This is a genomic window from Anaerophilus nitritigenes (assembly GCF_004138215.1).
Classification (GTDB): Bacteria; Bacillota; Clostridia; order Peptostreptococcales; family Thermotaleaceae; genus Anaerophilus; species Anaerophilus nitritogenes.
In genome coordinates this window covers 1-5,287 of sequence record NZ_RYYS01000094.1, presented here as the reverse complement: position 1 = coordinate 5,287, position 5,287 = coordinate 1, and the positions used below count along the sequence as shown (strand labels likewise).

Annotated in this window: 4 protein-coding genes; all 4 read left to right on the top strand. The window is 28.0% G+C overall.

Translation table 11 applies throughout. The annotated features are described in order from the left end of the window. A partial coding sequence (locus tag EK368_RS13340; protein ID WP_129600500.1) for a YcbK family protein occupies positions 1-217 on the top strand: 217 nt, incomplete at its 5' end. Between the two features lie 352 nt (positions 218-569). After that, positions 570-2,780: a peptidase domain-containing ABC transporter gene (locus tag EK368_RS13335; protein ID WP_129600498.1), complete on the top strand. Its 2,211-nt coding sequence runs from the start codon at positions 570-572 to the stop codon at positions 2,778-2,780. Beyond that, positions 2,777-4,249 (top strand): beta-barrel domain-containing protein, encoded by a 1,473-nt coding sequence (locus tag EK368_RS13330; protein ID WP_129600496.1) that lies wholly within the window; start codon positions 2,777-2,779, stop codon positions 4,247-4,249. The genes EK368_RS13335 and EK368_RS13330 overlap by 4 nt, the downstream gene beginning before the upstream one ends. 131 nt (positions 4,250-4,380) lie before the next feature. Beyond that, complete coding sequence (locus EK368_RS13325; protein WP_129600494.1) at positions 4,381-4,620, top strand: hypothetical protein; 240 nt, start codon at positions 4,381-4,383, stop codon at positions 4,618-4,620. Positions 4,621-5,287: the final 667 nt, after the last annotated feature.

The following is a 5,287-nucleotide window of genomic DNA, read 5'->3' as shown; positions in this document are numbered from 1 at the left end:
ATCAGCTTTTAGAACACAAACCTATAATCAAAGTGTTGGTGGAGCAAAGAAAAGTCAACATTTACTTGGTCGTGCTGCAGATATAAAAGTATATGGAGTATCTCCTGAGGAAGTGGCCAAGATAGCAAAAGAAATAGGTTTTAGAGGAGTAGGAGTTTATAAAAGCTTTACTCATGTAGATGTGAGAGAAGGAAATATGGCATTTTGGAGAGGGTGAAAATTTTAAAAAGATCCTTAAAAATAGGATCTTTTTTGTATGCAAACAATAGCTCCTTTTATGTTGTTTTAAAAAAACTTTTATTAGTATTTATATAATATATCGTAATAAATCTGAGCTTCTCTATATTTTATTAGTAAAATAAGACTATATTATGGTAAAATATTACTATTTACATAAAAATATAATTTTTGTATAATTTATACAAATTCTATATAATTAGAACAAAAATCTTCATCATGTAAATTTAAGGTTGTAAAATGTTATACGTTTTATTTTGACATTTTTGACATATCATCCAACAATTTTTCATGAGCAAAATAAACAACGTTACCTTACAAAGGAGCAATTTATGTTACAAGTAATTTTGGATAAATTTAAAAGATATATATGTATAAAGCAACACGATATGAAAGATTGTGGAGCAGCGTGTATAGCTACCATATGTAAAACATATGGGCTTAAGATTCCCATAAGTAAAATAAGAGAAGTGGCTGGTACTGATAAAAATGGTACTAGTGCCTATGGACTCATACAAGCAGCACAAAAATTAGGATTTACTGCAAAGGGAGTTAAAGGAGACGGGGAAGGTCTATATGGAGAAATTCCACTTCCTGCTATAGCTCATGTTGTTGTAGATGAAAAGTTTTTACACTATGTAGTAATCCATAAAATATCTAAAGAAGAAATAATAGTAGCAGATCCAGGAAAAGGTATAGTCAAATATAAACCAGAAGAATTTTTCAAAATATGGACAGGTATATTAATTTTAATGGTGCCTACAGCAGAATTTAAAACTGGCGATGAAACTATAGGATTATTTAAAAGATTTATAGGACTTTTAAAACCTCAAAGGGGATTAATAATAAACATATTTTTAGCATCTATGGTATATACCATACTAGGTATATTGGGAGCCTTTTATTTTAAAATACTAGTAGATGAAGTCTTAAGATATAAATTAGAAAAAACACTACATATTTTATCAGCAGGAATAATATTATTAAACATTTTTAAAATATTACTTAGTGCATTTAGATCACACTTGTTATTGTACTTAAGTCAAAAAATAGACATCCCCCTTATACTAGGCTATTATCAACATGTTATAGAATTGCCTATGAACTTTTTTGGAACTAGAAAAGTGGGAGAAATCATATCAAGGTTTATGGATGCTTCTAAAATTAGAAGTGCCATATCAGGAGCCACATTGACCATAATGATAGATACTTTAATGGCTGTAGTTGGTGGAATAATATTATATACTCAAAATAGTTTTTTATTTGGAATATCAGTAATAATGTTGTTGTTATACATGATTATAGTATATTCCTTTAACAAACCTATAAAAGAGATAAATAGAGAACAGATGGAAAGTAATTCAGAACTTACATCATATTTAGTTGAAAGTTTAAATGGTATAGAAACTGTAAAATCATTTAATGCAGAAAACTATGTAAAACTAAATACAGAAAAGAAGTTTGTAAAGCTCCTTAAGAATGTTTTAAAAGGTGGAGTAATAGGAAATTTACAAGGTTCATTAACAGGGACTATATCTACTATTGGTGGAGTAGTAATATTGTGGGTAGGTTCATATAAGGTTCTTCAAGGGGAATTATCAGTGGGGCAATTACTAGTATTTAACTCACTCCTTGCATATTTTATAGACCCTATAAAGAATCTTATAAATCTACAACCCATGATGCAGACTGCCATAGTAGCATCAGATAGACTAGGAGAAATATTAGATTTACAATTAGAAAAGAGTGTGGATGAGGATAAAAAAATAAATCCAGATTCTTTTAAAGGGAAAATAGAGTTTAACAATATAGATTTTAGATATGGAACAAGAGAATTAGTTCTAAAAAATATAGACCTTAATATAAAAACAGGAGAAAAAATAGCTTTAGTTGGAGAAAGTGGTTCTGGAAAAACTACTTTGGCGAAACTTCTTATGCGTTTTTATAACAGTGAAAAGGGAGACATCCTAATAAATGGCTATAATATACAAGACATCAATGTGGACAAGCTAAGGGAAAAGGTGGCATATATATCACAGGATATATTTATGTTTAGTGGAACTATAAAAGAAAATCTTTCCTTAGGAGATGAGGATATAGACTTTGAAGTTATGGTAGACACTTGTAAAATGGCGAGCGCCCATGATTTTATAAACAAATTACCTTTAAGATATAATACTTTACTTGAGGAAAATGGGACAAATGTATCAGGTGGTCAAAGACAAAGACTTTCTATAGCTCGAGCTCTTCTAAGAAATCCAGATATTTTAATAATGGATGAAGCCACTAGTAACTTAGACTCTATAACAGAAAAGGCTATAGAAAGAACTATAGATAAATTAGATATAACTACTATCATAATAGCTCATAGACTGAGTACTATTATGAAATGTGACAAAATATATGTGATGGATAATGGGGAAATAACTGAAAGTGGTAGTCACTATGAACTTATGAACAAAAAGGGAAAATATTATGATCTATGGAAAGAGCAACTACCTAATAATGAAGTAGTAAGTATACAAGGAGAATATATATCATGAAGCATGTAATACAAGATATAAGAGAACTTACTGATAGCAGAGAGTTATTAGAAAGCAAACCCCATCCCTTTACAATTATATTCATATATTTATTAATAAGTATTTTGATTATAGGTCTTACATGGTCTTACTTTGGAGAAATAGATGTAGTAGTAAAAGCCCAAGGTGTAGTAAGACCAACTAAAAGAATAAGTACTATCAATAATATGATAAATGGAAAAGTAAAAGAAGTATATATAGAAGAAGGTAAGAAAGTTAAAAAAGGAGAACTTCTATATACAATAGATTCTTCTGAATTAGAAATTCAAAAGATCTTTTATGAAAAAGAATTTAACTCTAAAAATTTAGATATTGAAAATTTAAAAAAATTTAAAAAAAGTATATTAGATAACAATAACTTTTTTGAAAAAGACAATGAAAAAGAACAAAATTATTATAATCAGTATTTAAAATATAAAGTTGATTCAACAGCAATTAAAGAAAATATTAATATAATAGTCTCTCAAATAGAAAATACAGAAAGTTTAGTAAAAAATACAGAGATTTTATTATCATCAATAAAAAAAGAGAAGAATCTATTTAAGGATGAAGATAATGAATATTATAGAAATTATTTAAACTATATGATTCAATTAAAATCACTAAAAAATATTTTAGATACTAATGAAAGAATGTATATAATAAATGAAACATTATATGAAAATCAAGCTGTACCTAAAATAGAATATGACAAAGCCAAAGATACATTTGAAAAAAATAAATTAGATTTAGAAAGTTTTCAAGCTAAAACTAAAGCTGATTTAGAAATAAATTTGAATAATAAAAAACAAGAACTTAAAGAACTGTATATTCAATTACGTAAATTAGCCCCTGGAGAAAGTGCTACTATAAATAAATATCTATCTATAGCAGAAAAAAACTTTAAAAACAACACCATTATAGAGATAGATAGTAATTTACAAATACTTGAAGCAGAGCTAAATCAATTAAAAAGTAACTTAGAAAGTACAAAACTTAATATAGAAAAATGTATAGTAAAAGCTCCTATAGATGGGTATATTAATTTAATTTTAGCTATAAACATAGGAGATAATCTAAACGCACCTATGGAGATAGCCACTATAATACCAGAAGATAAAAATACATATAAGATGCAAATATATGTCTCAAACGAAAATATAGGAAACTTAAAACTAGGTGACAAGGTTAAGTATAATTTTATGGCACTACCTTATAAGGAATATGGTGAGCTTACAGGCAAAATCATTAAAATAGCAGAAGATATAAAACCCAATAAGGATAATAATAGTTTTTATCTAATAGAAGCAAGTATAGAGAATAGGAAACTTGTTGGATATAATAATCAAAAAAAAGAGATAAAGGTAGGTATGGTCTGCGAAGCTAGAGTTATAACAAAGACAAAGAAGATACTGTATTATTTACTTGAAAAGATTGATTTAAGAATTTAGTTATTAAATCAAGGTAATCCTTGGTTTGATATATAATATTTTTCAGACACCTTTCCCGAGGTATATGAAGAATACAGAACCTTTTTACGGGAGAAAAGGGCAACATTACATTATAAAGGGAGGAAATTAAAATGATGAAAAAAATGAATATTAATGAAGTAATGGAAGTTAACGGAGGGGACTGGACTGTAGATTATGATCCAGGATTTGCACTACCAGGAATACCTTCAGCGACTTTCAATAACAACGGTGAGCTTGAAGTGTGTGTAGGAGTAGGTGTGGGTACTGTAACAGGAACTTATACAGCAAATCCAAACGCATACTCAAAATGGAGTCAGCAAGAGCTAATAGATGCACATCCTAATAATTAAATTTTATATATTTCATTCAACTAGTACTAATGTACTGGTTGGATGAAATATATTTTATTACTCATATTTCGCACAATTATGACTACTGAAAATGCATATACTTTTCAGTACAGAGCTAAGATGTTGGTTTTACGCCCATAAATAGTTCCATATTATAAGTAGTCCTATAATTGCAATAATGAGATTTATGGAACTGTATTTTACAAAATTTTACTGATTATTGCGATTTTCACATGAATCGTAGCCTTATTTCATTTAAGATATACACGGAGGAGATATATGTATAAAATAATATATTTTACAATATTGATAAGCATAGTAATTACATATATATATACTGTATATGTATATATCAAATCAAGTGATGCAAGATTAATAAAAAAAATAGTTCATGTTCTATTGTTGGGAACTGGAATATTTGCATTGGAATTTAACTTAAACAAAAATAACTTTACGTTGAATCTATTTTCTGGTGGAACAATCACTTCTTGTTTGATAGATAATGAAATGAATAATCAAATAATATGCAATATTAGAATGCCCATATTTATAGTGATTTTTTGGTGTAAAAGATTATTCAAAAAAGGGTGCAGTAGCCATTAATGGGGTACGGCGACCATTCATGTAAAATAGGGCCACTTGACAGATATTGTAAAAAACATATGGC